General features: G+C 72.4%; 24 protein-coding genes. 8 read left to right on the top strand and 16 right to left on the bottom strand.

Annotated features, from left to right (window positions below):
- On the top strand, positions 1-1,007 hold a 1,007-nt coding region (locus AOK00_RS17710), incomplete at its 5' end, for a hypothetical protein (RefSeq protein ID WP_216822253.1).
- A gap of 78 nt (positions 1,008-1,085) precedes the next feature.
- On the opposite strand, the gene AOK00_RS17705 is transcribed toward AOK00_RS17710, so the two are convergent.
- A complete protein-coding gene (locus tag AOK00_RS17705; RefSeq protein ID WP_055601278.1) occupies positions 1,086-1,799 on the bottom strand; it encodes a CPBP family intramembrane glutamic endopeptidase in 714 nt (237 codons plus the stop codon).
- A gap of 205 nt (positions 1,800-2,004) precedes the next feature.
- On the bottom strand, positions 2,005-2,190 hold the full coding sequence (locus tag AOK00_RS17700) for a CsbD family protein (protein ID WP_055601277.1): 186 nt from the start codon (positions 2,188-2,190) through the stop codon (positions 2,005-2,007).
- Between the two features lie 163 nt (positions 2,191-2,353).
- Here AOK00_RS17700 and AOK00_RS17695 point away from each other — a divergent pair, with 163 nt between their 5' ends.
- Together AOK00_RS17695 and AOK00_RS17690 are read left to right on the top strand one after the other, a co-directional pair.
- Positions 2,354-3,862 carry a DUF4246 domain-containing protein gene (locus tag AOK00_RS17695; RefSeq protein WP_079042053.1) on the top strand — a complete coding sequence of 503 codons (1,509 nt, stop codon included), beginning with the start codon at positions 2,354-2,356 and terminating at the stop codon, positions 3,860-3,862.
- A gap of 62 nt (positions 3,863-3,924) precedes the next feature.
- Positions 3,925-4,671, top strand: a complete 747-nt coding sequence (locus tag AOK00_RS17690) for an ABC transporter permease (protein ID WP_055601275.1) — start codon at positions 3,925-3,927, stop codon at positions 4,669-4,671.
- 100 nt (positions 4,672-4,771) lie between these two features.
- Here the strand turns inward: AOK00_RS17690 and AOK00_RS17685 are convergent, their stop codons facing one another.
- Positions 4,772-5,746 carry an outer membrane protein assembly factor BamB family protein gene (locus tag AOK00_RS17685; protein WP_055601274.1) on the bottom strand — a complete coding sequence of 325 codons (975 nt, stop codon included), beginning with the start codon at positions 5,744-5,746 and terminating at the stop codon, positions 4,772-4,774.
- 395 nt (positions 5,747-6,141) lie between these two features.
- On the opposite strand from AOK00_RS17685, the gene AOK00_RS17680 reads away from it, so the two are divergent.
- Entirely contained in the window at positions 6,142-7,392 is a 1,251-nt protein-coding gene (locus tag AOK00_RS17680; RefSeq protein ID WP_159041784.1) for a DUF2254 family protein, read from the top strand.
- A 383-nt stretch (positions 7,393-7,775) separates the two neighbouring features.
- Here AOK00_RS17680 and AOK00_RS17675 read toward each other — a convergent pair whose 3' ends face one another.
- Entirely contained in the window at positions 7,776-8,543 is a 768-nt protein-coding gene (locus AOK00_RS17675; RefSeq protein WP_055601280.1) for an SDR family NAD(P)-dependent oxidoreductase, read from the bottom strand.
- 111 nt (positions 8,544-8,654) lie between these two features.
- Positions 8,655-9,578, bottom strand: coding sequence for an NADP-dependent oxidoreductase (locus tag AOK00_RS17670; protein WP_055601272.1), 924 nt, complete (start codon positions 9,576-9,578; stop codon positions 8,655-8,657).
- 126 nt (positions 9,579-9,704) lie between these two features.
- Here AOK00_RS17670 and AOK00_RS17665 point away from each other — a divergent pair, with 126 nt between their 5' ends.
- Positions 9,705-10,754 carry a GlxA family transcriptional regulator gene (locus AOK00_RS17665; protein ID WP_055601271.1) on the top strand — a complete coding sequence of 350 codons (1,050 nt, stop codon included), beginning with the start codon at positions 9,705-9,707 and terminating at the stop codon, positions 10,752-10,754.
- Between the two features lie 151 nt (positions 10,755-10,905).
- The gene (locus AOK00_RS17660) at positions 10,906-12,132 is read left to right on the top strand and encodes a cation:proton antiporter (RefSeq protein WP_055601270.1); all 1,227 of its coding nucleotides are present in this window, start codon (positions 10,906-10,908) and stop codon (positions 12,130-12,132) included.
- A gap of 45 nt (positions 12,133-12,177) precedes the next feature.
- Here AOK00_RS17660 and AOK00_RS17655 read toward each other — a convergent pair whose 3' ends face one another.
- The 5 genes from AOK00_RS17655 to AOK00_RS17635 all read right to left on the bottom strand — a co-directional run bounded on the left by AOK00_RS17655 (position 12,178) and on the right by AOK00_RS17635 (position 19,332).
- Positions 12,178-13,152: an ABC transporter substrate-binding protein gene (locus tag AOK00_RS17655; RefSeq protein ID WP_055601269.1), complete on the bottom strand. Its 975-nt coding sequence runs from the start codon at positions 13,150-13,152 to the stop codon at positions 12,178-12,180.
- 1 nt (position 13,153) lies between these two features.
- Positions 13,154-15,127, bottom strand: a complete 1,974-nt coding sequence (locus AOK00_RS17650) for an ABC transporter permease (RefSeq protein ID WP_055601268.1) — start codon at positions 15,125-15,127, stop codon at positions 13,154-13,156.
- 106 nt (positions 15,128-15,233) lie between these two features.
- Entirely contained in the window at positions 15,234-16,304 is a 1,071-nt protein-coding gene (locus AOK00_RS17645) for a quaternary amine ABC transporter ATP-binding protein (protein ID WP_055601267.1), read from the bottom strand.
- The gene (locus tag AOK00_RS17640) at positions 16,301-17,827 is read right to left on the bottom strand and encodes a GMC family oxidoreductase (RefSeq protein WP_055601266.1); all 1,527 of its coding nucleotides are present in this window, start codon (positions 17,825-17,827) and stop codon (positions 16,301-16,303) included. The genes AOK00_RS17645 and AOK00_RS17640 overlap by 4 nt, the downstream gene beginning before the upstream one ends.
- Positions 17,824-19,332 carry an aldehyde dehydrogenase family protein gene (locus AOK00_RS17635; protein WP_055601265.1) on the bottom strand — a complete coding sequence of 503 codons (1,509 nt, stop codon included), beginning with the start codon at positions 19,330-19,332 and terminating at the stop codon, positions 17,824-17,826. The genes AOK00_RS17640 and AOK00_RS17635 overlap by 4 nt, the downstream gene beginning before the upstream one ends.
- 269 nt (positions 19,333-19,601) lie before the next feature.
- On the opposite strand from AOK00_RS17635, the gene AOK00_RS17630 reads away from it, so the two are divergent.
- On the top strand, positions 19,602-19,943 hold the full coding sequence (locus AOK00_RS17630) for a YkvA family protein (RefSeq protein ID WP_055601264.1): 342 nt from the start codon (positions 19,602-19,604) through the stop codon (positions 19,941-19,943).
- Between the two features lie 132 nt (positions 19,944-20,075).
- Here the strand turns inward: AOK00_RS17630 and AOK00_RS17625 are convergent, their stop codons facing one another.
- Positions 20,076-20,726, bottom strand: coding sequence for a flavodoxin family protein (locus AOK00_RS17625; RefSeq protein WP_055601263.1), 651 nt, complete (start codon positions 20,724-20,726; stop codon positions 20,076-20,078).
- Positions 20,727-20,798: 72 nt separating this feature from the next.
- Here AOK00_RS17625 and AOK00_RS17620 point away from each other — a divergent pair, with 72 nt between their 5' ends.
- Positions 20,799-21,143, top strand: coding sequence for a MerR family transcriptional regulator (locus AOK00_RS17620; RefSeq protein WP_055601262.1), 345 nt, complete (start codon positions 20,799-20,801; stop codon positions 21,141-21,143).
- Positions 21,144-21,249: 106 nt separating this feature from the next.
- On the opposite strand, the gene AOK00_RS17615 is transcribed toward AOK00_RS17620, so the two are convergent.
- The 5 genes from AOK00_RS17615 to AOK00_RS17595 all read right to left on the bottom strand — a co-directional run.
- Positions 21,250-22,845, bottom strand: coding sequence for an alpha/beta hydrolase (locus AOK00_RS17615; protein WP_055601261.1), 1,596 nt, complete (start codon positions 22,843-22,845; stop codon positions 21,250-21,252).
- A gap of 257 nt (positions 22,846-23,102) precedes the next feature.
- Positions 23,103-24,113 carry an aromatic ring-hydroxylating oxygenase subunit alpha gene (locus AOK00_RS17610; protein WP_055601260.1) on the bottom strand — a complete coding sequence of 337 codons (1,011 nt, stop codon included), beginning with the start codon at positions 24,111-24,113 and terminating at the stop codon, positions 23,103-23,105.
- 1 nt (position 24,114) lies between these two features.
- Entirely contained in the window at positions 24,115-24,339 is a 225-nt protein-coding gene (locus AOK00_RS17605) for a recombinase-like helix-turn-helix domain-containing protein (protein ID WP_055601259.1), read from the bottom strand.
- 28 nt (positions 24,340-24,367) lie between these two features.
- On the bottom strand, positions 24,368-25,303 hold the full coding sequence (locus AOK00_RS17600) for a PDR/VanB family oxidoreductase (protein WP_055601258.1): 936 nt from the start codon (positions 25,301-25,303) through the stop codon (positions 24,368-24,370).
- A gap of 54 nt (positions 25,304-25,357) precedes the next feature.
- Positions 25,358-26,426, bottom strand: a 1,069-nt coding sequence (locus AOK00_RS17595; RefSeq protein WP_055601257.1) for a thiamine pyrophosphate-dependent enzyme, incomplete at its 5' end; no start/stop codon positions are given.

Below are 26,426 nucleotides of genomic sequence, written 5' to 3'. Positions count from 1 at the left end.
CACGCCGAGTCCAGGGCGCGGTCGTGGCGCCAGGACTGCAGGCCGCCGGACAGCCAGAACAGACCGCCCGCCACCACGACCGCGCCCTGGACTCGGCGTGCGACGGCACCCTGGCGGCCGGACCCGTGCGGCAGCTCGTGGGTGGTGCGGACGTGACGGCCGAGACGAGGACGGGCAGGGGCTTCTGGCAGTGTCGGGTGAACGAGGCCGACGAGGAGGACGGCAGGATCGATCTGCGCGTGACGGTGAGTGACGCGCGGGACCGGGCCCCCACGCTGGAGGCGGCAGGCACCGACGCGCCCCTGGGCCACGGATGGACCGGCGGCTTCGCCTTCGATCCCGACCGGGAGCGGCGGGGCGAGGCGAGCGCCGGTGTCCTCCTCGACTGCGGCGGCAGCCGGGACGGCGGAATCGTCGCCTCGGTCCGCGCCAGGATGGACCGGGCCGACTTCGGCCGCCCGGAGGCGCGGGCGGGGCTCACCGCCGTGCTGACGCGTACGGCGACGGCCTACGCCCGACAGGAGGGGTGCGAGGTCGCCGAGGGTGGGCCGGTCCGGCAGGTCGGCACCTCCGTGAACGCCTGGGACCACGAGCCGTTCGCCTCGGTGTCGGGCAGCTGCGCCGGCATCGTGGACCCGCGGACCGCCGCCCGCTGGGGCGTCCGGACGGCCGTCGAGACCGCGCCGGGTCCGAAGCCGGTCGAAGGCTGCACGCTGGGCGGCCTGCGGGGCGCACCGCTGTACACGTTCACCGCGGCGTACGGCCCCGCGCTGGAGTGGAGCGCACGGGAAAGCCTGGAAGACCTGGCCGACCGGCCGGCGGGCGATGCCCCGGACGGCCGCTACGTGCTGTGGGCCGACTGTCGCGGCGCGGCGGAACGGGCCGCCTACGTCGTCGCCCCGGCGGGCGGCGGACTCGCCCTCGACCACCCGGGCCTCCGCACAGCCCTGTCGGCCTTCGCGGAACGCTCGGCCGAGGCCCACCGCTGCACACTCACCGCCGACTAGGCGCACGATCGTCCCCGCCGCCGGAGCACCGGCCTCCTGGCGGTACCTGGTCTCGCGTCCGACGTCCTGGGCACGCGCTCACCGCAGCAGGAAGCCGACGACGTGACCGAGCGCGTTGACCGCCCAGTGCAGCCCCATGGGGGCCAGCAGACTGCCGCTGCGGCGTCGCAGTTCGCAGAACAGGACGCCCGACGCCGCCGTGAACAGCACGGCGCCCGCGATCGCGAGGGCGGAGCCGGGCGCGGAGTCCCCCAGGACCGAGGTCAGCGCGGGCTTCGCGGTCGCCAGGTGCAGGGACGGCAGGACGTGCCAGAGGCCGAACAGCAGGCTCGACACCATGGTGGCCCGGACGGCGCCACGGGTCCGCCGCACCAGTCCGTAGAGCACTCCGCGGAATGCGGTCTCCTCCACCAGGACGGTGCCTACGGGGACCACCACGAGCACGCGCGCCGCCACCTCGCTCCCCGTCATCCCCCCGTACCGCCGGTCCTCGAACAGCGATCGGGTGTCCGGCAGCAGCGCCCCGACGGCATAGACGAAGCTGACGAGGCCCATCAGGACCAACCCCCACCTCGCCCCGCGGGCCAGTGTCCCGGGGGCCAGCCCCGCGTCCGCCAGAGTGCCGCCCGCCCAGCGGAACACACCGAGCAGCAGCGCGCTGACCCCGACGGCCGCCACCAGGCGGAGCGGGCCGGTCCAGCGGTTCAGCAGCGGATTCGCCGCGGCGAGAACGACGACCGTGAGGACGACGGCCGGCCAGGTGCCGATAGGCCCGCGCCCCCGGCCTCGCACCCGGCCTCGCACCCGGTCCTTGGTGCGGCGTCCTCGGACCCGGGGTCGCTCGGCATCGTCCGCGTCTCCGCAGGGCACTGGAGTGGTTCCGTCCTCGGCTGTCTCGCCGGTGGGGCGTCTCGGCCCCTCCACCGGTCCCCGCCACCCGGCACCCGCCCCGGGCGTCCGGGGGGATGCCGCCCGCCCGGGAGCGCCCGCGAGGGGGCTACGAGTGGTCGCGTTTGAGCGAGTTCCTGATGCCTTCCGCCCGGTGCCGAACGCTCGCCGCACTCCGACGGATCTTGACCTTCACCTGGTCCGTCCTGCCCTCGGCCTCCAGGCGCTCGTGGCCCGTGATCTTTCCGGCGATCTCTTTGATCTTGCCCTTGGCCTTGTCCATGGCACCGTCCATGCCCCTGGTCCCTCCGTCACATCGGTTCCCCCTGTCCACGCTAGGTTTGGACGACCTGATGCGCTCGTCGGGGCCGGTCCCCCGGGGACGGACCGGGGCTGCGCTGTCGGTCCGCTGAAGTAGGCTTCCCGCCACCGCACACCGACTCGGAGGACCCAGAGAATTGACCGGCCTGTCTGCCTTCCCGCTGCCCTTTCACGCGTCCCGTTCCCTTCCGTTCGCGACACCGCGAACGCTGCGGGAACTTCAGATGATGCAGTGCAGCTCCCACATTCGGGCGAAGCCGGAGTGGTTCGACAAGATGAACGACGCCGACATCGTCTCCAGGTGGACGCGGGAAGCGATCGACCAGGGCCTGACCGAGGCTCAGGTTCGTTACGTACTCGCCGAGCTCGCGCACTACGCCGCGCTTCGTGACCCGCGCACCGGTGTCGAGGTGTCCGCCGTCGACGGGGTCTGGCAGTCGGACAACCTGGTCGACGACACCCTCAAGGCCCGGCTGCGCGAGGCGGTGCGGGTGCTGGAGGAGGTCCCCGAAGCGGATCAGGACTGGCATCCCGGATCCGACGGCCAGGTACTGGACCTGGTTCATCCCTCACTGTTCTGCCTGGTCAGAGATGTGAGCGGGGCGCCGGAGCGGGCTTGGGAGAACCCGACGAACCACTACTCCAAGTACGAGTTCTCGGAGAGGTTCCAGTGGCTGCCCACGGACGTCGACATCGATGACGACGGCGTGGTCGCCTTCCGTTCGTACGTCAACAACGTTCACCCCGAGGCCCATCGAGAACTGGCCTCCGTCCTCCCGGACCTGTTCGCGCGCATGCGTCCGCTGCTGGAGAACGTGCTCACCGATCTGCGCCGTCCCCGGCCCCTGCGGATCGAGGCGGATCCGTGGGGATGGTACGACTCGGAGCCGCAGCATCCGGACAAGTCCGCCTTCAGCGACGACGCGGCCTACACGGAAGCCCTCCGCGCATGGGAAAAGGCGCAGGACGACTGGTGGGAGAACCGCCGCCCGGTCGTCCCGGACGCCCCGGACTTCACCGCGCCCGAGGTGCCGGACGCATCCGCCCGGGTCGACCTGCGCGGCCGTGGTCTCCAGGTCATCGTCAAGCTCGCCACCATTCATCTCACCCCGGAGAAGCCCGAGTACCCCGGCGGTTCGTGGCACGTCGAGGGGATGATGAACGAGCGGATCGTCTCGACCGGCATCTACTACTGGGACAGCGAGAACGTCACCGAGAGCCGGCTGAGCTTCCGGGCGGCGCTCGACGACCCGGACTACGAGCAGAACGACGACAACGGTCTGCGTGACGTGTACGGGCTGGAGGACGAGGACGCGCTGAACCAGATACTCGGTTCGGCCTCGACCCCGGCGGGCCGCTGCCTGGCGTTCCCGAACATCCTGCAGCACCGCGTCAGCCCGTTCCGCCTCACGGATCCCACTCGGGCGGGGCATCGCAAGATCCTCGCGTTCTTCCTGGTCGACCCGTCGGAGAGGATCGTCTCGACATCCGACGTCCCGCCGCAGCAACCGTGGTCCGACACCTCGACCATGACGCTCGACCAGGCCAAGGACTTCCGCGAAGAGCTCATGCGGGAGCGCAAGTTCTTCGTCGACGAGCACAACGAGCAGCTCTACGAACGAGAGTTCTCGCTCTGCGAGCACTGACGTGACGACAGGGCCTGGGGAGAGCCCGGCATGATCGGCAAGACACCCCCTAGGGTGGGCGCGTGCTGCTCCATGTGAACGCGACCTTCGCGGCACTCCTCGCGACGCTGCTCGCCCTGGCCGCCGGTGTGGTCGCGGTCGCCCGGATCGGCCGCCCCCGCGACACCCTCTTCGCCGGCGCCCGCGCGGCCGCCCAGCTCATCGCCGTCTCTCTGGCGATCGGCTGGGTGGTCCGCGTGCTGCCGCTGCTGCTCTGCTTCCTGCTGCTGATGTACGCGGTGGCGGTACGCACCGCCGGCCGCCGCGTGGTCCCCGCGCCCGGCCGCGCCTGGACGTGGACCGGCGTCCCGATCGCCGCGGCGGTACTTCCCGTGGTCGTCGCACTGCTGCTCACGGGGGTCGTACCTCCTCAGGGCATCGCGCTCGTGCCCGTCACCGGCATCCTCATCGGTGGCGCGCTCACCGCCACCGTGCTCGCGGGACGCCGTTCCCTCGACGAGCTCGCCACGCGCCGGGGCGAGGTGGAGGCCGGTCTCGCGCTCGGACTGACCGACCGGGAGGCACGCATGGAGGTGGCACGCGAGGCCGCCTCCGACGCGCTGCTCCCGGGCATGGACCAGACCCGTACCGTCGGCCTCGTGACCCTTCCGGGAGCTTTCGTGGGCATGCTCCTCGGCGGCGCCTCGCCGCTGCACGCGGGCGCGGTACAGCTCTTCGTCCTCGTCGCCCTGCTCCTGGTCCAGGCCGTCGCCGCGGCCGTCACCCTGGAACTCGTGACCCGCGGTCATCTCGTCCGGGCCACGCCGTAGCCGTCCGGGACGGCCAGGCCGTCTCTTCCGGTTCCTGCCGAGTGGACTCGCGGACGGCGAAGGCTCCCGCGCCGGCTCCGGACGTGGTCGGCCGCCGTGCTCACGGGGTGAGGGTGAAGGAGCCGAAGGTACCCTTCGCCGCGAAGAACAGCCCGCCGTCGCCGGCCGCGGCCAGCGTGTCCAGGCGCCGACCCGGCAGGGAACACCTCTCCACGGTCCGGCCGTCGGGCCCCAACCTCCGGATGCCGCCGTTGGCGTCCCCCACCAGGAGACCGTCGGCGCACGGCAACGGGTCGGCCACCATCCTCCGGTCCGCCTCGACCGACCACGACGACGTCCCGTCGGCGGGATCCACCGCGAGGAACCCCCGGCCTGACCGCAGCATCCAGACCGACCCGTGGACGTGTCCGACCGCTCCGAACGGATCGTAGGATCCGAGCCGGGAGGGCTCGTCCTCGCCGATCCCGAAGGTCACCAGCGACGAGGCCTCGCAGACCGCCACCACCCGCTCCGTACTCACCGGGACGAACGCCTTCGCGTCGGGTCCCGCGAGCGGGTCCGGCAGCCGCCACCGCGCCAGGTCGCTCCCGTCGGCCGGATCGAGGAGAACCACCTCGTACCCGCTGCCGGTCAGCACTCCGCCGGCCCATGCGAGGGTCCGTACGGACGTCACCGGCGACGGTGTCGTCCACCGGACGCCCCCGTCGGCGAGGTCCAGGCCACTCATCGGGGTGTAGCCACGCCAACCGCCCACCACCACGGTTTCCGAGTGGACGGCGATGTTCCCTGTCCACCTCGGTGTCGGGGCGCTCCACAGCGACGCGCCCGTCCGCAGATCGATGCAGGACAACAGGTTCGGTGCTTGCGGCAACACCAGCACGCGGTCCCCCGCAAGGACGATCCCGCGCGGCCAGGAACCGAGCGGGACGTCCCAGCGCACCGCGCCGTCGGCGCGCTCCAGGCAGACCAGCCGGGTGCGCCTCTCATGCAGGACGACGCAGTCCGGCCCCACGACGAAGGCGGAAGCGCCGCCCCGCTGGTGCAGTTCGCGCTCCCAGAGCACTGTGGCGATCATCGGGCCATCCCACCACAGGCGGCCCACCCCGACAGCCGTACCCCTGGGCCGGGGCGGCCCAGGCCGACGACACGCTCGCCCGTGAATCGTCCGCCCACCCCACGAGACCGCAGAGACCATCCAGGACGAGGTGCTCATGGCCGCCTGAATGCCGGCGCCTGCCGAGGCGACGACAGGGCCCAGGTGCGGCCCGACGTGTCCGGCGCGGCCCGTCCCGTACGCCGCTGCCTGTCGGCGGGCCACCCCGGTCCTCGTCGGGTCATCCGTTCGTACGACAGCACGGGCACGCCCGGGGGAAGCCGCGCAGAGTGGGTCACGACGCCGAAACGGGGAGGTGGCGATGCCGACTCATACGATCCGCTGCTGCTCACGGGACCACGCGACCGGACCCTGTCGTGTCTGAGCCGCCGGTGACCACGGTGGGCGCGGGACACTCGGCCGAACGGGTCGTCCGCCCGCGGCGGGCCCTGCGCGCCGGAGCCACGCACGCCGTGGCCGTCGGCGTGGCGGTGGCGCTCGGCATCCTGCTCCCGGCGATCGACGGCGGTTCCCGGGTCGCCGGGGACCGCGTCGTGGCCGTGCTGAACGTGCTCGGTGTGGGCGTCCTCAGCGTCACCGCCCTCATCTTCTCGTTGATGTTCCTCGTCGTGCAGTGGGCCGCGGGCAACTTCAGCCATCGCCTCGCCCTGTTCCGCTCCGACCCGCTGGTGTGGCGAGTGTTCGCCTTCGTCATCGGGGTGCTGGTCTATTCCGTCACCGCGGTCCTGGCCATCGGCTCCCGTGAGACGGTGTCCGTGGCCGTGCCGATCGCCGCCCTGGTCATGGCCGCCGTCGCGTTCGTGCTCGTCCGTCTCCTCCAGCTCGTCGCGCTGCGCTCGATCCAGCTCTCCCACGTCCTCGACGAGCTGCGCGACCGCGGCCTCCACGTACTCGACGCGTACTGTCCGCCGGGCGGTGCCGCAGGCGGCCGGGACTCCCCGCCGGGGACGGTTCCGCCGCCCGGGTCCGTCACCTCGTCGGTCCGCTGGCGGGGTACGTCCGTGCTGGTCGAGCAGTTCAACCTGGTTCCGCTGGTGGCCGCGGCACGACGAGGGGGCGCGGCCGTCGTTCTGCGGGTGAAGGTGGGAGACATCCTCTACGACGGTGACGCGGTGGCCGACGTCCACCACGGCACCGTCCCGGAGTCCGAGGTCCTCAAGGCGGTCGTCGCCGGTGCCGAGCGCACCTTCCACCAGGACCCCCTGCTCGCCTTCCGGCTGCTGTCCGACATCGGTCTGCGCGCGCTGTCCTCGGCGATCAACGACCCCGCCACCGCCGTACAGGCACTGGACGCCGTCGAGGACCTGCTCCGCCATGCAGCCGCCGGGCCGATCGGGCAGGAGACCCGTGCGATCGCCGACGCGTCCGGCACCGTGCGGGTGATCCTTCCCGTGCCCGGGTGGGACAGTCTCCTCCGGGTCGGCCTGGACGACATCCTCGTCGTCGCACCCGGTATGCCGATGGTGCTCGCGCGCTGCCGGAAGCTCCTGACCGGCGTCCTCTCCGTCGCCCCCGACCATCTCCGCCCTCCGCTGGAGGAGCGACTGGCGTGGGCAGAGCAAGAGCTCACGACCCGGCCCTCCTTCATGCGTGACGCGGCGGGGTAGCGGCTCCGGGCCGGCGCGCGCCTCTGGCGCGCTCCGGCCGTCCGGAATCGGACGCCGGAGAGCTCGACCCGGGAGTTCTGACGCCTGCCGGCCACGGGCACTTGAACACCCCCTTGACGCGAGAAGCCGTCCGGGGACCTCTGATTCGAGGTGGTCGGAGTGGCCGACCACCTCGGATTCCCCGCACCGTTTCCGGCAATGGCGCTCGCGGTCGGGGCGACCGAACGAGTACGGACCGGAGAAGCGGACATCCGGCAGCGGCGGCTCGGATCCGGCGTCGTCGGAGACCGCACCGCATTCCACTTGCACTCTCTTCACCGATTACGTGGAACACAGAAGTGCCGGCCGAGACGCGTCTCGGCCGGCACTCGTCAGAGGTCAGGTCAACTACGGAGGTGCGACGCTCCGTTGAGGTCGAGGATCGTTCCGGACGACCATTCCGCGGCGGGAGACGCGAGCCACAGGACGGCCGCCGCGATCTCGGCGGGCTCGGCCACCCGGCCGAACGGGCTCTGGGCCCGGATCGCGGCCCCCTCGACCCCCTCCAGGCGGGACGAGACCCGTTCCGTGGCGAAGAATCCGGGCGCGACCGAGGCGACGGCGATCCCGTACGGGGCGAGGGAGACCGCGAGGGACTGGCCGAGCGCGTGGACGGCGGCCTTGGTGGCGCCGTAGGCCGGGTGGTCGGGTTCGCCGCGGAAGGCGCCGCGGGAGCCGATGTTCACGATGCGGCCGCCCGAACCCTGGTCGATCATCCGCCGGGCCGCGAGATGGCTCAGGTTCGCGGTGGCGAGCAGGTTCACGGACACGTGCCGCTGCCAGACCGCCACCCACTCCTCGTACGGGGTCTCGGGGAGTGGATGGCGCAGGTTCACCGCGGCGTTGTTGACCAGTACGTCGATCCCGCCGAGCGCCTCGGCCGCCGCGTCGGCCACGGCCACGGCCCCGGTCGGGTCCGCGAGGTCGCCGCCGACGAGGGCGTGGCCCGTTCCGTCGAGGGACTCCAGGGTGACGCGGGCATCGTCGGCGCGCGAGGCGAAGTGGACGGCGACCCGGTCGCCGTTGGCCGCGAACGCCTGGGCGACCGCCCGGCCCAGTCCCCGGGAGGCACCGCTGACGAGGACACGGCGGCCGGATGCGGGCAGTTTCATCAGGGTGCCTTCCACGTGGGGGACGTACCGCCGGTCATTCTGCACGGCGGCGCCGCGGCCCCGGACGCCGGCACCGCGGCCGGTTCGGAACGACCGGCCATGTCCCGTGGCTCAGACGACCGACAGAACGATCTTGCCCGTGGTCCGGCCCTGTTCGCCGATCGTGTGGGCCTTCGCCGCCTCGGCGAGCGGCACGACGAGGTCGACCACCGGCCGCAGCCGTCCCTGCTCCACCAGGGCCGCGATCTCGCGCAGGCCGAGGTGGTCGGGCTCCACCAGGACCCAGGCCGCCCGTACACCGTCCCGCGCGGCGGGGACGTCGTCCGGGCCGGGCAGGGTGATCAGCCGGCCCCCGTCGCGGAGCACCTTCAGGGAGCGTTCCGCGGTCTCTCCGCCGATGCCGTCCAGGACGACGTCCACGTCGGAGAGGACGTCCTCGAAGCGGGTCTCGCGGTAGTCGACCACCTCGTCCGCGCCCAGCTCGCGCACCAGGTCGTGCTTGCCCGCGCTCGCCGTGCCGATGACGTACGCCCCGCGGGCCTTGGCGATCTGCACCGCGAGGTGCCCGACTCCTCCGGCCGCCGCGTGCACCAGCACCCGCTCCCCCGTGCGGACGTCCGCCGCGTCGACGAGGGCCTGCCAGGCGGTGAGCGCCGCCAGCGGGAGCGCCGCGGCCTCCACGTGGGTCAGGGAGGCGGGCTTGGGGGCGAGGTGCCGTGCCGGGGCCACCACGTACTCGGCGTATCCGCCCGCCTGCCGGGGGAAGAGCGGCATGCCGAAGACCTCGTCGCCGGGACGGAAGATCCCCACACCGGGGCCGACGGCCTCCACCGTGCCGGAGACGTCCCACCCGACGGCCGGGACGGCGCCCCACTCGATGAGGGCCCCGCCCGCCCGGGTCTTCCAGTCCACGGGGTTCACTCCGGCCGCGTGGACCCGCACCAGGACCTCGCCCAGGCCGGGCTCGGGGCGCTCCACCTCGCGCTCGACCAGGTTCTCGGGTCCGCCCCACTGCTCCACGACCACCGCACGCATGCTGTCCGCCTCGTTCCGTCTCGATCGGTACGCCCCCGGACCGTTCCGGCGGCGATGCGTCCACGATCCGGTACCGCGGTCCCGTGTGGTGTTGGCCGTTTGGCCAGCATGTGACAGGATCTGGCCATGGGTAGAACCGCAGAACCGACGAGGGGGGCCGGGCGGGAAGTGGCGCCGGCGCCACCGCACCGGATCGCCGTCCTCGCACTGCCCGGGGTGCCCCCGTTCGAGCTCGGCATCCCCTCCCGGGTCTTCGGCAGCGCCCAGGACGCCGATGGCCGCCCTCTGTACGAGGTCACGATCTGTACGGCCGACGGTGCCCCGGTGCTCAGCGACGCCGGGTTCACCGTGCAGCCCTCGGCCGGTCCCGAGGCGCTCGCCGCCGCCGACACCGTGGTCCTCCCGCCCACTCACGCCATGCCCGAGCTCGGCCGTGGCGGCCCGCTGCCGCCCGAGGTCGCCGCGGCCATCGGCGGCATCCGGCCCGGCACCCGACTCGTGTCCATCTGCACCGGGTCGTACGTGCTCGCCGCCGCCGGGCTCCTCGACGGCCGGCCGGCCACCACGCACTGGAACCTCGCCCCGGAGTTCCGCCGGGCCTACCCCCAGGTCAAGGTGGACGAGGACGTGCTCTTCGTCGACGACGGCGATGTGCTGACGTCCGCGGGCGTGGCCGCGGGGGTCGACCTGTGCCTGCACATGATCCGCCGCGACCACGGCGCCTCGGTCGCCAACCGCGCGGCCCGCATGTGTGTGGTGCCCCCCTGGCGGGACGGCGGGCAGGCCCAGTTCATCGACCGGCCCGTGCCGGAGCCCACCCTGGCCAGCACCACCGCCACCCGTGCCTGGGCCCTGGAGCACCTCGCCGAGCCCCTCACCCTGGCCCGGCTCGCCGAGCACGCCCGGATGAGCCTGCGGTCCTTCACCCGGCGGTTCCGCGACGAGGTCGGGGCGACCCCGGTGCAGTGGCTCACGGCACAGCGTCTGGAGCTGGCCAGGCAACTCCTCGAGACGACCGATCTTCCGATCGACCTCGTCGCCCACCGCGCGGGCCTCGGCTCCGGGAACTCCCTGCGCGCGCACATGCGTACGGCCTTCGGTGTCTCACCCGCCGCCTACCGCCGCGCGTTCGGCACCGGCGCCCTCCCGGCACGCGAGACGGAACCGTCCGTGTGACCTGCTCCCGGGTGTCCGCCGGTTCCCCGGCGGACACCGCCCCGGGAGGGACGCTGTCGGCGTGCTGTCCCGGGACGGCGCGGCCCGCGCCTTACGCTGCAACGCCGGGACGAACCCGCCGGGACCGAGCCTCCCCGAAAGCGCGGATGTCTTGCTTGCCGTCACCGTCATCGCGGGCATTCTGTTCACCTGGTGCGTCCTGTCGCGCCGGCTCGCGCTGTGGAGCATCACCGCGCCCATCGCCATGATGGTGGCGGGCATCGCCCTCACCAGCGGCTCGGACCCGCCGCTCGTCTTCGACTTCGGCGACCTGTCCGGCTTCGAGCACGCGGTGGAGGTCGTCCTCGCCCTGCTGCTCTTCGTCGACGCGACCGAGGTCCCGGCGGCAGCCATCCGGCGGGAGCGGAGCGTCGTCGCCCGTCTCCTGGGCGTCGCGCTGCCGCTGACCCTGGGCGCCGCCTTCCTGTCCGCGCTCGCCTTCTTCCCCGACCGGCCCGGATGGGTGCTCGCGACCCTCGCGACGGTCGTCGTCCCGCTCGATCTGGCGCCCGCCGCGGCCCTCGTGCGGGACGAACGCATCCCGGCGCGCCTGAGAGAGGTCCTCAACGTCGAGGGCGGCCTCAGCGACGGGATCGTCTCACCGGTGTTCCTGATCTGCGTCGCGGCCGCCGCCGAGTACCGCACCGTGGGCTCCGACTACGCCGAGGCCCTCCTCGACGCCGTCGGAGCGGCGGGCTGGGCCGTCGGAGCCGGTTCGCTCGTCGGCTGTCTGGCCGGGTGGCTGCTGCGCCGGTCCTGGGCGAGGGGCTGGACGCTGCCCGGCGCGGCGAGGCTCGCGGTCCTGAGCGTGCCCCTCGCCGCGTACTCCCTGTCCGTCTTCCTGGGCGGCAACGGCTTCGTCGCCTCGTTCGTCGCCGGCCTCTGCGTCGCCCCGGCGATGCGGCATCTCCCCGAGGGCACCGTGAGGATGACGGACGACCTGGTCACCCTGTCGACACTCGCCCTCTGGTTCCTCTTCGGCCAGCTGGTCAACGACGAGTTCTGGGACGGCTTCCACCTCTCCGTGGTCCTCTACGCCGTCCTCGCCTGCACTCTGGTACGCCTGGTGCCCGTGCTGCTCGCCCTCGCCGGTACGGATCTGTCCCTGTCCGACAGGCTGTTCCTGGGATGGATGGGGCCCAGAGGGGTGGCCTCGGTGGTCTTCGGGCTCCTCGCCGCGATCGAACTGCGTGGCACCGGTGGCGGTGAGTTCGTCTCCCGGGTGATGGTGATCACCGTCATGGTCAGCATCGTGCTGCACGGCCTGAGCGCCGAGCCCCTCGGCCGCCGCTACGCCCGAGGGCGGCGACCTTCGCCGGAACCCCGGGCCCGGGGATGAGGGTGTGCGGCGGTCCGGTGTCCACCTCCGGCCCGCCGCACCCCGTCAGGACGGCAGCCACGTCCGCCAGGTGGCCTCGTTCTCCTTCACCCAGCGGCCCGCCGCCTCCTGCGGCGACAGCTTCTGGTCCGCGATCATCAGGGCGACGTCGTTCTGCATGTCGGTCGTCCAGCGGAACTTCTTCAGGAAGGCGGCCGCGTCGCCTCCGCCGTCCGCGAAGCGGGCGTTGAGGAACTTCTGCAGGGGCGTGTGCGGGTACGCGCAGGCCACCTTCTCCGGGTCGGCGTCGCAGCCCTCCTGATAGGCGGGCAGCTTCACCTCCGTCATCGGGACCTTCTCGAACAGCCACTGGGGCTTGTACCAGTAGCTCAGGAACGGCTTCTTCTCCTTGGCGAACTGCTTGATCTGCGTGATCTGCGCCGCCTCCGAGCCCGCGAACACGACCTGGTAGTCGAGGTCCAGGTTGTTCACCAGTGCCTTGTCGTTCGTCACGTACGACGGGGAACCGTCGAGGAGCTGGCCCTTGCCGCCGCTCTCCGCGGTGCGGAACTCCTCGGCGTACTTGTTCAGGTTCTTCCAGTCGGTGACGTCCGGGTGCCGCTCGGCGAAGTACGTCGGCACGAACCAGCCGATGTGGCCGGTCACCCCGAGATCACCGCCGCGCCTGATCGTGCCCTTGTCGTCGATGTACCGCTTCTCCTGCTCCGGGTGGCCCCAGTCCTCCAGGATGGCGTCCACCCGGCCCTGGCTGAGCGCGTCCCAGGCGGGTACCTCGTCGATCTGTACGGTGTCCACCCGGTAGCCGAGCTCGTGCTCCAGCAGGTACTGGGCGACGGCGACGTTGGCCTGCGCGCCCACCCACGACTGCACGGAGAGGGTGACCGTACGGGAGCCCTTCGCGTCGGCGTACGGGGAGGACTGCCGGGTCATGTCGGCGGCGCCGCAGCCCGTGAGGCCCGCCGCCAGGGCAGCGGCGGTCACGAGTGCGGAGCCGCCGAGTGCGATACGTGTGCGAGCCATCTCAGGCCCCCTTTCCCGCGAGGTCACGGCGCCGGGTGGGCTGGGTGACGCGGTCGAGCATCAGGCCGAGGCAGACGATGGCCGCGCCGGCCACCAGACCGGTGGCCAGGTCGCCCTGGGCGAGGCCGAACACCGCGTCGTAGCCGAGCGCACCGCCGCCCACGAGGCCGCCGATGACGACGACGGCGAGGACGAGCACCACGCCCTGGTTGACGGCGAGCAGCAGCGCGGGCCGTGCCAGCGGCAGCTGGACCTGGAAGAGCTGCTGGCGTCCGGTCGCGCCGAGCGAGCGCGAGGACTCCAGGGCGGCCGGGTCCACGCCGCGTACGCCCTGGGCCGTGATCCGTACGACGGCGGGCAGCGCGTAGACCACGGCGGCCGCGACCGCCGGGGCGCGGCCCACGCCGAACAGGGCGACCACGGGAATCAGGTACACGAACTGCGGCATCGTCTGGAAGACGTCGAGCACCGGGCGCAGCGCGCGTCCGAGGCGGGTGCTGCGGGCGGCCGCGATCCCGAGGGCGAAGCCGAGCAGCAGGGTCACGGCGACGGCGGCCAGGACCTGCGACAGGGTGTCGAGCGCCGGGTCCCACACGCCGAGCACACCGATCGCCGCCATCGCCAGGACGGCGGTCACGGCGGTGCGCCAGGTGCCGATGAACAGGGCGAGGGCGCCGACGGTGAGCAGGACCGCCCACCAGGGCAGCCACTGCAGGCCGTCGCGCAGGGGGTTGAGGACCCAGGTGGTGAACCGGTCCGCCCAGTCGGCGGTGCCGCCGACGAGGGGCACTCCGGAGTAGAGGTGGGCGGTCATCCAGTCGACGGCCGCGTTGACGGGCTCGGCCGTGTCGACGGTCCACGCGTCGGGCCAGGTGAGCCGGTCGGTCAGGCGGCCCGCGACGGCGACGACGGCGGTCGCCACGAGAGCGAGGGACCAGCCGAGCCGGGACCTGGGGGCGGGCGGCGTACCGATCCGCTCTCCGGCGGCGGCGGTGACCCGGTCCAGGACGATCGCGAGCAGCACGATCGGCACGCCGGCGGCGAGCGCGGCACCGACGTCGACGGAGGCCAGGGCCTGGTAGACGCGGTCGCCGAGGCCGCCCGCGCCGATGACGGACGCGATGACGGCCATGCCGAGCGCCATCATGATCGACTGGTTGACGCCGAGCAGGAGCTCCTTGCGGGCCAGCGGCAGCCGGGCCGTCAGCAGCCGCTGCCTGCCGGTGGCGCCCAGGGACGCGGCGGCCTCCATGACGCCGGCGTCCGCGCCGCGCAGCCCGAGCGCGGTGAGCCGGGCCATGGGCGGGGCGGCGTAGACGACGGTCGCGAGGACGGCAGCGGGCACGCCGATGCCGAAGACGAGGACGACGGGCAGGAGGTACGCGAAGGCCGGCAGCACCTGCATGGTGTCGAGGACCGGCCGCAGGATCCTGTCCATACGGTCCGACAGGCCGGCGGCAAGGCCGAGGAGACCTCCGAGCAGCACGGACGCGGCGACGGCGACGACCATCAGGGCGAGCGTCTGCATGGTGGGCACCCACATGCCGAGCAGGCCGCAGGCACCGAAGGCGGCGACGGACGTCAGCGCGAGGCGGAGGCCCGCGACGCGCCACGCCAGCAGCCCGGCGGCGGCGGTGACGCCGGCCCAGCCGAGGGCGAGCAGCAGCAGGTACACCGCGCGGACGGACACGACCACGACGTTGCTGACGTGCCCGAGGAAGTAGAGGAACAGCGGGTGGCCGTCACGGTTGTCGATGATCCAGTCGCTGGTGCGCTCCAGCGGCCCGGACAGATCGACGGCGAGCGACGCCGGCCAGCTTCCGCCGCCCAGGAGTACGGCTCCGAGGACGAGCGCGACGGCCGCTCCGACGCCGATCAGCCGGCCGCGGTGGCGCGCGAGCGCGCGCAGCGCACCGGGCGCGGTACCGGACGCGGTCGTGGGGCGGGGAGGAGCGGGGGTGACGGTGGCGGTCATCGGCCCCACCGCCCCATGGCGCCGGGGGCGGTCGCGCCAGGCCGCGGCACCCGGTGCGCGGCACCGGTCGTGCCGCCCGGCGGCGGCCAGGTCGTATGCGCGTACATCAGGCCACCGCCTTTCCCGTCGCGGCCGGGACCCCGGCGACGACCCCGAGGAGTCCGGCGTGGTCGACCACACCGAGGCAGCGGCCGTTCTCGACGATCCGCGCGTTCACGCCCGTGCGGGCGACGGCCTCGATGGCCTCGTGGACGGTGGCGCTCGGGGCGAGCGCGGGGCCGGCCTCGTGCTCGTCGGCGAACGCGGGGCGCATCGCCGAGCGGACGGTCAGCACCTGTTCGCGCGGCACGTCCCGGACGAAGTCCCTGACGTAGTCGTCGGCGGGGGCACCCACGATCTCCTCCGGCGTGCCGAGCTGCACGATCCGGCCGTCGCGCATCAGCGCGATGCGGTCGCCCAGCTTCAGTGCCTCGCTCAGGTCGTGGGTGATGAAGACCATCGTGCGGCCCTCCTCCCGGTGCAGGCGGACGACCTCCTCCTGCATGTCCCGGCGGATGAGCGGGTCGAGCGCGCTGAACGGCTCGTCGAACAGCAGGACTTCGGGGTCGACGGCGAGCGCACGGGCCAGACCGACCCGCTGCTGCTGGCCGCCGGACAACTGACCCGGCCTGCGGTGCTCCATGCCTTCCAGGCCGACCTTGGTGACGAACCCGGCCGCGCGTTCCCGCCGTTCGCCGCGTCCCACGCCCTGGATCTCGAGCCCGTACGCGACGTTGTCGAGCACCGTCCGGTGCGGGAGCAGCCCGAAGTGCTGGAAGACCATGGCCGCCCGGTGCCGGCGCAGCTCGCGGAGCCGGCCGGTGTCCATGGACAGCACGTCCTCGCCGTCGATGGAGATGGTGCCCGAGGTCGGTTCGATGAGCCGGGTCAGACAGCGGACGAGGGTCGACTTGCCCGAGCCGGAGAGGCCCATGACGACGAAGACCTCGCCCCTGCGGACGTCGAAGGAGACGTCGCGGACGGCGGCGGTGCAGCCGGTGCGCTCGCGCAGCTCGGTGGCGTCGAGTGAGGCGAGCTCCTTCTCGGCGGGTACGCGGTCGGCCTTCGGGCCGAAGACCTTCCACAGGTCGCGTACGGAGAAGACAGGCTCGGCGGTGTCCTGCGTCAGTTCGTTCATCGTCGGGTGCCTCCCAGCAGGTCCACGCATTTCTCGCCGACCATGAGCACACCGATCATCGGGTTGACGGCGGTCATGGTCGGGAAGACGGACGCGTCGGCGATCCGGATGCCGTCGAGGCCCCGGATCCTCAGATCGGGGTCGACGACGGCGAGTTCGTCGTCCGCCGAGCCCATCCGGCAGGTGCCCGCCGGGTGGTAGACGGTGTGCGCGACGTGGCGGGCGTAGGCGCTCAGTTCCTCGTCGGAGGTGACCTCGGGTCCCGGGCACACCTCGCGCTTCAGCCATCCGGCCAGCGGTTCGCTCGCCGCGATCTGCCGGGCGACGCGGATCCCGTCGACGAGAGTCCGGCCGTCGTAGTCGTCCTCGTCGGTGAAGTACCGGAAGTCGAGCGCGGGCTTGACCTCGGGATCGGCGCTCGTCAGGTACAGCCGGCCGCGGCTGCGCGGCTTGGGGATGTTCGGGGTCATCGACACGCCGTGCGCGGGCCGTTCGTAGCCGATCCGCTCGGGGTTGTCGGTGAAGGGGATCTGGTAGAAGTGGAACATCAGGTCGGGCCCGTCGGACTCCGGGTCGCGGCGGACGAAGAGCCCGGCGTCGGAGTCCATCGCGGAGTTCTCCGGGATGGGACCGTGTGTCTCCCACACGATGACCGACTCGGGGTGGTCGAGGAGGTTCTCGCCGACACCCGGCAGGTCGTGCACGACGGGGATCCCGAGCTTCTCCAGGTCGGCGCGGGGTCCGATGCCGGAGTGCAGCAGCAGCCGCGGGGTGTCCACGGCCCCCGCGCACACCAGGACCTCGCGCCGGGCGCGTACGACGTGCTCCGCGCCCTCCTTGGTGCGGATGTGCACGCCGGTGGCGCGGGTGCCCTCGAGTTCGAGGCGGAACGCCCAGGTCTCCAGGGCGATGTGCAGGTTCGGCCGGTCCAGGAACGGGTGCAGATACGCGACCGAGGCGGACGAGCGCTTGTTGTTCTCGGGGTGGTAGGCGAGGTCGAAGAAGCCGACGCCCTCGTGGAACGGCTGCCGGTTGAAGCCCTCGACGCGAGGGACACCGAGCGCGGCCTGCGCCGCGTCGACGAAGTCCCGGGCTATCGCGTTCCGGTCGGCCTCGTCGACGGGGACGATGTTGTTGCGCAGCCGGGCGAAGTACGGATCCATCGCCGCCGCGTCCCAGCCCTCGGCACCGGCCTCGGCCCACTCGTCCCAGTCGGAGGGCAGGGGCTTGAAGGCGATGAGGGTGTTGTGCGATGAGCAGCCGCCGAGGACCCGCGCGCGGCTGTGGCGGATGTACGAGTTGCCGCGCGGCTGCTCGGTCGTGGGGTAGTCGTAGTCCAGCTCGCCGCCGAGCAGACCCATCCAGCGGCGCAGGGTGAGGACGTCCTCGCGGCCGACGTCGCTGGGGCCGCCCTCGATCACGGCGACGGTGACGTCCGGGTTCTCGGTCAGCCGGGAGGCGATCACCGACCCGGCGGTGCCGCCGCCGACGACGACGTAGTCGTACACGTGCTGGTCGTTCATGCCTGGTCCTTCGCCGTCCTGCCCGCGAACCAGCGCACGGGGCGCGGAGCGAGGTTCTGGTAGATGTGCTTGGCCTCGCGGTACTCGGCGAGGCCGCTGGGGCCCAGTTCGCGGCCGATGCCGGACTTCCCGAAGCCGCCCCATTCCGCCTGGGGCAGGTAGGGGTGGAAGTCGTTGATCCAGACGGTGCCGTGGCGCAGCCGGGCGGCGACCCGCCGGGCGCGGTCCGTGTCGGACGTCCACACCGCTCCGGCGAGGCCGTACTCGGTGTCGTTGGCGAGGGCGACGGCCTCCTCCTCGGTGCGGAAGGTCTCCACGGTGAGGACGGGGCCGAAGACCTCCTCGCGGACGACGCGCATACGGCGGTGGCAACGGTCGAGGACGGTGGGCCGGTAGAAGTAGCCGGGACCTGCGGGGCGCTCGCCGCCCGCGCGCAGGACCGCTCCCTCGCCGAGGGCGGAGGCCACGTACTCCTCGGTCCTCGCCACCTGGGCGGCGGAGACCAGCGGGCCGCATTCGACGCCCTCGTCGGTGCCGCGGCCGAGCCGGATCAGGCCGGCCCGGCGGGCGAGCTCGGCGACGAAACGCTCGCGCAGCGACTCCTCGACGATGAGGCGGGAGCCGGCGGAGCAGACCTGGCCGCTGTGGATGAAGGCGGCGTTGAGCGCCTGGTCGACGGCGGTGTCGAAGTCCTCGGGCGTCGAACAGGCGTCGGCGAAGACGACGTTGGGGTTCTTGCCGCCCAGTTCGAGGGCGACCTTCTTCACACTGTCGGCGGCGGCCTTGGCGACCTTGGTGCCGCTGACGAGACCGCCGGTGAACGAGACCAGGTCGACGGCGGGGTGCTCGGCGAGCCGGGCGCCGACGGTGTGGCCGGGGCCGGTGACGATGTTGGCCGCGCCGAGCGGCAGTCCGGCCTCCAGGAGCAGTTCGACCAGCACGACCGTGCTCAGCGGGGTGATCTCGCTGGGCTTGATCACGAACGTGTTGCCGGCGGCGAGGGCGGGCGCGATCTTCCAGCTGGCCTGGAGCAGCGGGTAGTTCCAGGGCGTGATCAGGGCGCACACGCCGACGGGCTCGTGCACGACGACGCTGCGTATGTCGTCCGAACCCGCGTCGACGACCCGTCCGCCGTCCTCCTTCTCGACGAGGTCGGCGAAGTAGAGGAAGGCGTCGCGGACGCAGTCGACGTCGACGCGGCCCTCCTGGAGGGTCTTGCCCGCGTCCTGGCTCTCCAGGGCGCCGATGCGCTCGCGGTCGCGTTCCAGGAGGTCGGCGACCCGCCGCAGCAGGGCGGCCCGCTGGGCGACCGGCGTACGCGGCCAGGAACCGTCGTCGAACGCGGCTCGTGCCGCGGTCACGGCGTCGTCGGTGTCCTGGACACCACCCTCCGCCACGACCGCGAAGGCGGTCGCGTCGACCGGGTCGATGATCTCGCGCGTGGCGCCGGACAGGGCTGAGCGCCACTCTCCGCCCACATGGATGGTCTGTTGTGCTGCCGTCACGTCGCGTATGGCCTTTCGTTCCTCTGAGTCCCCCTGCCGGTGTCACCGGCGGTTCGGCCGCCTGCCCTGGGTTGTGGGATCCATGCGCGATGCGTTGCGGAGAGTGTTCCGAGTCACGCTTCAAGGGGGTCTAAACAGGGCATATCGCAAGGTGGCCGATACGCCGGGGCGGGCACGGCCGATGACGTCGGGCACCGGGCCCGGCGTCGTACCCTGACCATCCGCGCGCATCGGCGCGGGCCGGGACTCACGGAGGAAGGGAGAGCGGCGTGGACGGCAACCTCTGGCTCGTCGTGGCCCTGGTGCTGCTGCTCGCGGTGGCGGGATGCGCGGCCGTACTGCTCGTACGTGTCCTCCGGACTCGCCGGCTGCTGGTGGAGGCCGGTGTGCCGCTGCAGTCCAAGGCCCTGTTCTGGGCGGCGGTGGTCTACACGGTCTCGCCGGTCGACCTGATCCCGGACCCCGTCTACCTGGACGACATCGGGGTCCTCCTGATCGCCCTGCGGGCGCTGCACGCGGCGGTCGCCAGGAGCGGGGCGGCCCCCGAGGGCCTGCCCACGGGCCCGGATGCCCCGCTCAGCGGTGCGAGCAAGGTGCCGCGGCGCCCCTAGAGGACCGAGATGAGGCGCCTGACCTGGGCTTCTGCCCGTCAGGCGCCTCGTTGCGGACGCGTGCGTCACACCGTGCGTCCACCGTGTGTGTGTCAGCCCCTCCGCTCCGTCACCTCCGCGGATCGGTCCGGTTCAGGCCGTCGCGCCGACGGGCTCCGCCGCCCGCTGCTCGGCCCCCGCCTGCTTCTCGTGCGGGAACAGCGCCAGTGGGGTCTCGCCCTGGAAGTACGTCTTCGCCCTGGTCAGCGCCCGCTCGTCGGCGCGCACCTGGCCCGGGCGGGAGCCGTTGCCGAGGAGGACTCCGCCGAAGCGCATCCGGAGGTACGCCGCCGTGTTGTTGAGGGTGGTGGCCATTCCGTCGGCGACGGCCTCGTCGTCGTCCGCCATGGCCGCCACCGCCCACAGGGTCCGTCCCGCCATCCGCTGCTTGAAGCCGAGGCCCGGGACGCCGAGCCAGCCCGACCAGTAGTCGAGGTAGCGCTTCGTCTGCGCGGAGAGGGTGTACCAGTACAGCGGTGAGGCGATCACGATGTCGGTGGCTTCCATCGTGGCCTCCCGCAGTGTCCGTTCGGCCTCCGACACCGGCCAGTCGCCCTCCTCGTGGCGTCCGTCCTGGAAGTCCGGCAGCGGCAGCGTGTTCAGGTCGATCCAGCGCTGCGGGATGACGGCGGGCAGCGTCTCGGCGGCGGCCCTGGCGAGTATCTCGGTGTTGCCGTCGGCGCGTGAGCTGCCCAGCACGAACAGGAAGGAGCGGTCCGCGGGACGCGGGGAATGATTCGTCATGGCTCGACGCTAACCGTTGACACTGATGTCAAGGTCAAACGACGGCCGGACGGGGCGGAAGGCGGAACACGCATGCTGATCGGGGAGTTGTCCGGGCGTACCGGGGTGAGCACCCGGCTGCTGCGCTACTACGAGGCGCAGGGGCTGCTGGAGGCACGGCGCGGCCCGAACGGCTATCGCGCGTACGACGAGGGCGCGGTGACCACCGTCCGCAAGGTCCGCGCCCTGCTGGCCGCCGGGCTGCCCACTGAGGTGATCCGGGTCGTCCTGCCGTGCACCGGCGAGGACGGCACGGCCTTCGACTGGTGCGCCGACATCAGGGATCTGATGCTCCGTGAACTGGAGGCCACCGACGCCCGTATCGACGACCTCCACCGGCGTCGCACCACCCTCGCGGGCTACTTGGCCGGCTCGTGACCACACGCCGGGCCGGCGGGGCGGGCGGGTCGACGCCGTCCTCGGTCCCGGTTCCGGGGGGCCTCGTGACTGAGGGCCCCCTGGAACCGGTTGTGCGTCGTGCCGGTCAGGAGCGGTGCAGCCCCGGGAGGCCCGGCGGCGTCGGCAGCGGGAGGTCCAGACGGTTCTGCGCCTGGGCCGGCGTGGCTCGGCAGGTCACGTCCGCGGCCGGCAGCCTGCCCGTCGTCAGGTAGGCGGTGGCGGTCGTGTCCGCGCAGGACTTGGAGCCGTAGATGCCGTGGCCCTGGCCGCCGAGGACGGTGACCATCCGGGCGCCCTTCATGGTCCGGCGCAGCCCCTGTCCGCTGACCAGCGGCGTCTGGGAGTCCCACTCGTTCTGGAGGATGAGCGCTCCGACGGAGTTGTTCACCCTCGTGGCGGGCTCGGACCCGTTGTTCCAGAAGGCGCACGGCTTGATGTGCGACGCGAAGTCGCCGTACAGCGGGTACGTGGCCTTGTCGCGGACAGCGTCGCGGCGGTACTGCTCCGGGTCGCGCGGCCAGGAGCGGGTGTCGGCGCACGCCACGGCCCAGAAGGCCGCGTCGGAGTTGTCCGAGGGGACGGCGCGGGCGAACGACGGCGGTACGTGACGGGGCGCCGTGCTCCGCCTCGACGGGGCCGGGGCGGGGGTCCCCTCGGCGGCCTTCTTGAGCTCGACGAACGCCTCGGCGGCGCCCTTCACGTCGAAGAACACGGCCCGGCCCGCGCGGATGTCGTCGCCGGTCAGGAGCGTGCCCTGGAAGTCGATCGGCTCACGGTCCGCCCGGGCGACCAGGTCCCAGAAGGTCTTCCCGACCTCGGCCGGGGTGTCGCCGAGCCCGTACGTGGTGTGCCGCTCGGCGGTCCACTCGGTCCAGCGCCTGAACGCGGGCTCCGCGCCCTCCGCCCACACCTGGATCATGCCGCGCCATATGCGCTGCGGGTCGACCGCGCTGTCCAGCACGAACCGGTCGGTCCGCTTCGGGAACATCTGCGTGTAGACGGCGCCCAGGTACGTGCCGTAGGAGTACCCCAGGTACGAGATCTTCTTCTCGCCGAGCACGGCGCGGATGACGTCCATGTCCCGTGCCGTGTTGCGGGTGGTGAGGTGGGGCAGGACGTCGCCGCCCTTCGCCCGGCACTTCTCGGCGACGGTCCGCGCCCACCTGACGTCCTTGTCGAACGTCGCGGCCCTGTACGGGCGCTGCCAGTTCAGCTCCTCCTCGTTGAGGCCGCAGCTCACGGGCGAACTCCGGCCTACGCCGCGGGGGTCGAAGCCGATCAGGTCGTACCGCTCCTTCACCGCGGTCGGCAGCTCCGGAGCCATCCACAGGGGCATGTCGAGGCCCGGGCCGCCGGGACCGCCGGGGTTGAGCAGCAGGACGCCGCGCCGCTTCTGGGGGCTGGTGGCCTTGACCCGGGACACGACGACGTCGAGCTGCCTGCCGCCCGGCCGGGTGTAGTCGAGCGGCACCTTGAGCGTCGCGCACTGGAAGTTCGCCGGTGCCTCGGCGTCGCAGCGCTTCCAGCGCGGGGTCTGCTGGGTGTACTGCCTCAGGGGATCGGCGGTGACCGTCCGCCGGACGACCGGTTCGGCCGCGGAGGCGACGGCGGGAGTGAGAGCGGGCACGAGGGTCGCGACCGCGCTGATGGCCACGAGGGGTGCTACGCGTGTGCTTCGCACAGAGTCAGATCCTTGCGGGAGGTGGATGATCCGTCTCATGCACCCTTGCGCAAAGGGCAGTTGTGCGAAATCCATCCCCCGGCCATCACCACGTCCGACCACAGGAGGAGCGAGCCCGGGGGAATGGTTCCCGAGGCGGAGAACGCGACCCGCGGTTTTGACGTCCGGCCTCCGTGACCTCCGCCTCCGTGACCTCCGCCTCCGTGACGTCCGCCTCCGCGACATCCGGCCGACGTGGTGTCCGGCCCTCCGCGATGTCAGGCCGACGCCTGGGCCTCGGCCTCCGCGCGGTACAGGCGGCGCAGCCGTACCACTCCCAGGTCGTGCTGGTACAGGTTCTCCCGCTGGTCCGCGTCGGCGGGCATGGCCTCCAGCATCACGCGGTCCTGCTCAAGGACCTCCCAGTGGCGCTTCTCGATCAGCGTCTTGTACAGGAAGCGCCAGGTCGCGCGCTGCCAGTCCTCGACGCGGCGGTAGCGCCAGAAGAAGACACCGGAGCGCCGCTCGTCGACGGGGCAGACCATGCCCACGATCCCGAACGGGCCGCCCGGTCCGGCGGACGCCGGGTACGGGATGGACAGGTCGACCCAGTCGACGCCGGTGCGGCACAGCTCGACCCAGTCGAAGTTGACGCCCCGCTGGTCGGTCTTCTCGAAGAAGTAGCCGCGGTCGGTCTCGCGGATGCGGAACTTGGCGGTCGTGTCGCCGGCGAACATGGTGTGCGACTCGTGGTGGAGGAAGGCCCCGTGCATGGGGTCGAGCAGGTTCTCCACGGCGTACCGCCAGGGCACGTCCCACTCGGCGTAGCAGAGGAACGCGTCGACGGCGGGGTCCGTCAGCGGTTCGGGGAGCGTCAGTCCGGCCGGTTCTGGGTGTTCCTCGTCGCCGAACCAGGCGAGGATCGCGCCGCCGACCTCGCGTACGGGCAGCGAGGTGACCAGTTTCCTGCCCTCCAGGTTGCAGCCGGGCAGGCCCGGCACCGAGGTCACCGTGCCGTCGGTGCCGACCTCGACGCCGTGGTACCAGCAGGCGACCCGGTCGCCGAGGTGCCTGCCCAGCGAAAGGGGCGCTCCGCGGTGCGGGCAGCGGTCGGCGAGCATGGAGAGCGCTCCGTCGGAGCGTCGGAAGAGCAGCCACTGCTCGCCGAGCGCGGTCACCTTGCGCATGGCGCCGGGGGTGACGAAGCGCGAGGGGACGACGGGGTGCCACTGGTTGCGAAGACCGGTGGCGTAGATGCGGTCCGCGGTGGCGGTGGACGACAGCGTCATGTCAGGCTCCCAGTCGGTTCATCTCGGCGCGGAAGGACTCCTCGGTCCACGGCGTGCCGTCGGCGGTGTGCACCTTGCGGGCGTTGAGTCCGCGCACCACGTCGGTCAGTTCGTGGCCCTCGTGGGTGAAGACCTCTTCGAGGGTGGCGGCGAGCCTGTACTCGTACGGCGTGGGCTCGTGGGTACGGGACTGGTGGACGTCCAGGTAGGGCCAGGTGTCGGTCACGGTGTCTCCTGAGCGGGCGGGGGATGGGTCAGAGGTCGAGGACGAGCCGACCGGAGGCGCACCGTGAGACGCAGATCATCATGGTGGCGCCGGCGGTCCGCTCCGCCTCGCTGAGCAGGAAGTCGCGGTGGTCGGGCGTGCCGTCGAGCACCCTGGTCTCGCAGGATCCGCAGATGCCGTCGCGGCAGGAGCTGGCGACGCCGATCCCGGCGTTCTCGACGGCGTCGAGGATCGAGGTGTGCGCCTCGACCCGGAGGGTCAGGCCCGAGGCGCGGCACTCGACCTCGAACTCCTCGTCTTCTCCGCGGCGTTCCACGGCGGGGGCGGCGAACCGCTCCAGTCGGAGGCGGCCTTCCGGGCAGCGCTCCTCCACGGCCGCGAGGAGGGGTTCGGGGCCGCACGAGTAGACGAGCGCGCCGTCGGGCAGCCCGGTCAGCACCCCGTCCAGGTCGATGTGGCCCAGCTCGTCCTGCGGGACGAGCGTCACCTCGCCGTCGAGCAGGGCGAGTTCGGCGGCGAAGGCCATCGAGGCGCGGCTGCGGCCGCCGTAGACCATGCGCCACTCGGCACCCCGGCGGGCGGCCTCGCGGGCCATCGCGAGCAGCGGGGTGATGCCGATGCCGCCGGCGACGAAGACGTACGAGGCGGCGTCCTCCAGGGCGAAGTGGTTGCGCGGTTCGGAGACCGTCACGGACTGGCCGGGGCGGAGCTGGGTGTGGACGTGGCGCGAACCTCCGCGCGACGCGGGTTCGTTGAGGACGCCGATCCGGTACGCGCCCTGGTCCCGCGGGTCGCCGCACAGGCTGTACTGGCGGACCTGGCCGCCGACGTGCACGTCGACGTGGGCGCCGGGCGTCCACGCGGGCAGGGGTTTGCCGTCGGGGTGGGCGAGCTCGACGGACAGTACGCCCTCGGCCTCCCATGTCATGCGGTGGACGATCAGCTGCAGCGGGTTCTCGCTCATGGCCTGGTGCCTCCTTACCGGCGATCGGGCAGTGCGGGTGCGGGACGGAGCCGGTTACCGGCCCGGGATCCGCACGGGTGGGGTGAAGGGGTTCTTCATCGGGCCCAGGGCCGCGAGGTCGACCTCGACGAGCGTCGGCCCGTCCGAGGCGACGGCCTCGGTGATGACCGGCGCCGCGTGTTCCTCGGCGGCGATCCGCAGGTACGGCAGGCCGCAGGCGCGTGCGAGCAGCGCGAAGTCGGGGGTGACGAGGTCGACACCGGAGCGGCGTTCGCTGTGGCGGTCCTGCATGTTGCGCAGCACGCCGTATCCGCCGTCGTTGAAGACGATCAGGGTGAGCCGGGGGCGTTCCTGGGCGAGGGTGAGCAGTTCGCCGAGGTGGACGGCGAGTCCGCCGTCGCCCGCGAGGACGACGGTGGGCGCGTCGGGCCGTCCGAGGGCCGCGCCGATCCCCATGCCGAGGCCCTGGCCTATGCCGCCTCCGCGCGGGAAGACGTTGTCCCGCGGGTCGTACATCTCGAGGAGGCGGTTGCCCCAGCTGCTGGAGGGGATGGTCACGTCGCGGGCGACGACGGCCTCGCGGGGCAGTGCGGCGCGGATGGCGTCACAGATCACGGCCTGCGGTCCGATGGTGTCGTGCAGGGTCGCGCGTACGTCGTCGCGGACGGTGCGGACGCGTTCCCGCCAGCCGTCCTCGGCGGGCGTGGCGTGCCGGGTCAGGGCCGTGAGGGTGGGTGCGGCGTCGCCGTGCAGCGGGTGGGCGACGGGGTAGACCCGGCCGAGTGCCGCCGCGTCGAGGTCGATCTGGATGTGCGCCGGGGGCAGTTCGAGGGTGTAGTCGGCGGTCTCGTTGGAGCGGAAGTGGGTGCCGATGGTGACGAGCACGTCCGATTCGGCGAGCAGGGCGCGGGCGGCGGGGGTGGTGGCGAAGTTGCCGATGACCTGCTCGTGGTCCTCGGCCACGGTGCCGCGCCCGGAGTTGGAGGTGAGCAGTCCCGCTCCGGTCGTCTCCAGGAGCCGGGCGAGTTCCTCGCGGGCTCCGGTCGCGCCGCCGCCGGCCCAGACGAGGGGGCGGCGGGCGGTGGCCAGGAGTGCTCCGGCAGCGGCGAGTTCACCGTCCGTG

The sequence above is a fragment of the Streptomyces aureus genome (assembly GCF_001418135.1).
Taxonomy (GTDB): domain Bacteria; phylum Actinomycetota; class Actinomycetes; order Streptomycetales; family Streptomycetaceae; genus Streptomyces; species Streptomyces aureus_A.
The sequence above is the reverse complement of the archived record's forward strand: the minus strand, read 5'-3'. Positions and strand labels throughout refer to the sequence as shown.

What these genes read in the sequence shown, in the direction of transcription:
- AOK00_RS17640 (WP_055601266.1), bottom strand. Translation starts at nt 17,827, where the DNA reads ATGAACGACCAGCACGTGTACGACTACGTCGTCGTCGGCGGCGGCACC.
- AOK00_RS17675 (WP_055601280.1), bottom strand. Translation starts at nt 8,543, where the DNA reads ATGAAACTGCCCGCATCCGGCCGCCGTGTCCTCGTCAGCGGTGCCTCC.
- AOK00_RS17620 (WP_055601262.1), top strand. Translation starts at nt 20,799, where the DNA reads ATGCTGATCGGGGAGTTGTCCGGGCGTACCGGGGTGAGCACCCGGCTG.
- AOK00_RS17655 (WP_055601269.1), bottom strand. Translation starts at nt 13,152, where the DNA reads ATGGCTCGCACACGTATCGCACTCGGCGGCTCCGCACTCGTGACCGCC.
- AOK00_RS17665 (WP_055601271.1), top strand. Translation starts at nt 9,705, where the DNA reads ATGGGTAGAACCGCAGAACCGACGAGGGGGGCCGGGCGGGAAGTGGCG.
- AOK00_RS17685 (WP_055601274.1), bottom strand. Translation starts at nt 5,746, where the DNA reads ATGATCGCCACAGTGCTCTGGGAGCGCGAACTGCACCAGCGGGGCGGC.
- AOK00_RS17700 (WP_055601277.1), bottom strand. Translation starts at nt 2,190, where the DNA reads ATGGACGGTGCCATGGACAAGGCCAAGGGCAAGATCAAAGAGATCGCC.
- AOK00_RS17645 (WP_055601267.1), bottom strand. Translation starts at nt 16,304, where the DNA reads ATGAACGAACTGACGCAGGACACCGCCGAGCCTGTCTTCTCCGTACGC.
- AOK00_RS17610 (WP_055601260.1), bottom strand. Translation starts at nt 24,113, where the DNA reads ATGACGCTGTCGTCCACCGCCACCGCGGACCGCATCTACGCCACCGGT.
- AOK00_RS17600 (WP_055601258.1), bottom strand. Translation starts at nt 25,303, where the DNA reads ATGAGCGAGAACCCGCTGCAGCTGATCGTCCACCGCATGACATGGGAG.
- AOK00_RS17670 (WP_055601272.1), bottom strand. Translation starts at nt 9,578, where the DNA reads ATGCGTGCGGTGGTCGTGGAGCAGTGGGGCGGACCCGAGAACCTGGTC.
- AOK00_RS17650 (WP_055601268.1), bottom strand. Translation starts at nt 15,127, where the DNA reads ATGACCGCCACCGTCACCCCCGCTCCTCCCCGCCCCACGACCGCGTCC.
- AOK00_RS17625 (WP_055601263.1), bottom strand. Translation starts at nt 20,726, where the DNA reads ATGACGAATCATTCCCCGCGTCCCGCGGACCGCTCCTTCCTGTTCGTG.